Below are 1,232 nucleotides of genomic sequence, written 5' to 3'. Positions count from 1 at the left end.
CCCCTTCCTCAAGGAGCGACTATCGGGAGCGAGTAGGGAGGGGATGAATCGCCGCACGCAGTACAAACCATTAAATAAACATATCCCAAACTGAGGGACAGCGATGGAATACAGTCACCGCTACCACGCCTATCCGACACAAAAGGTGGCGGAGACTGTCGAACAGCACATCGACGTTCATCGCCAAGCGTACAACTTCACGCGGTACGAGTACACGAATCACAACGACGCCGACAACGTTGGGTCGGCGTACAAGCATCACGACCGTCTCACCGACTGGAAAGACGAGTTTTCCGTGTTCACAGAGGTTCACTCGAAAGCACTCCAGCGAACCGTCACGCGGTTCTATCAGAACCTCTCGAATCTCTCTGAGAAGAAACGGAATGGTCAGAAGGTCGGGATGCTCAAGTGGAAATCGCCAGTGGAGTTTCAGAGTATGACGTATTCGCAGTCCGGTTTCGAACTCAAAAACACGAGTGGCCGCAACGCGACACTCTGGCTCTCCAAAATCGGTGACATCCCGATCCGCTACCACCGCGAACTCCCAGATACAGCGGAGATCAAAGAAGTCACGATTAAAAAAGAGACAACCGGTGAGTGGTTCGTCTCTTTCGGTCTCGAAACCGATGAGGCCGATCTACCCGAGAAACCCAGCGTAGATGCACTCAACACGAACAACAGCGTTGGAATCGATCTCGGTATCCGTAACTACATCCACACCTCGGACGGGAAAACTGTAGATTGGCTCGATCTCGGAGACGAGTACGAACAACTCCGTCGCAAGCAACGCAAACTCTCTCGCAAAGAGGAAGNNGATGCTGGAACAGTCGTACAACGCCCAGAACAAGCAGGATGCGGCGTGGCGACAGTTCATCACTCTGCTCGAATATAAAGCCGAGCTGTACGGGACGCACGTGGTTCAAGTCGAAGCGCGGGGCACGACGAAAGAGTGTGCGTCGTGTGGCGTGGAGACAGCGAAACCTATCTGGGTTAGAGAGCATTCGTGTCCCTCGTGTGGGTTTGAATGTGACCGTGACGCGAATGCGGCGATGAACGTCTTGCAGAGAGGCTTTGCTGAATTAGGGCTGGGATGGCCCGAAGATACGCCTGTGGAGACTGCGCTCCCTGCGGACACCCATTCGGTGTCTGCAAAGCGCGTCGTAGAAGCAGGAAGCCCTACCCTCAAGGAGCGAGCGGCGTCAGCCGTGAGCGAGTAGGGTAGGGTAGTTCAC

1 pseudogene is annotated in these 1,232 nt (G+C 54.6%); it reads left to right on the top strand.

From position 1 onward, the window contains the following. Positions 1–103 precede the first annotated feature (103 nt). Positions 104–1,217: pseudogene (locus Z052_RS02785) on the top strand (RNA-guided endonuclease InsQ/TnpB family protein). Positions 1,218–1,232: the final 15 nt, after the last annotated feature.

It is taken from the genome of Halorubrum sp. C191, from assembly GCF_002727095.1.
Lineage (GTDB): Archaea > Halobacteriota > Halobacteria > Halobacteriales > Haloferacaceae > Halorubrum > Halorubrum ezzemoulense.
This window is presented reverse-complemented; position numbering and strand designations above follow the sequence as displayed.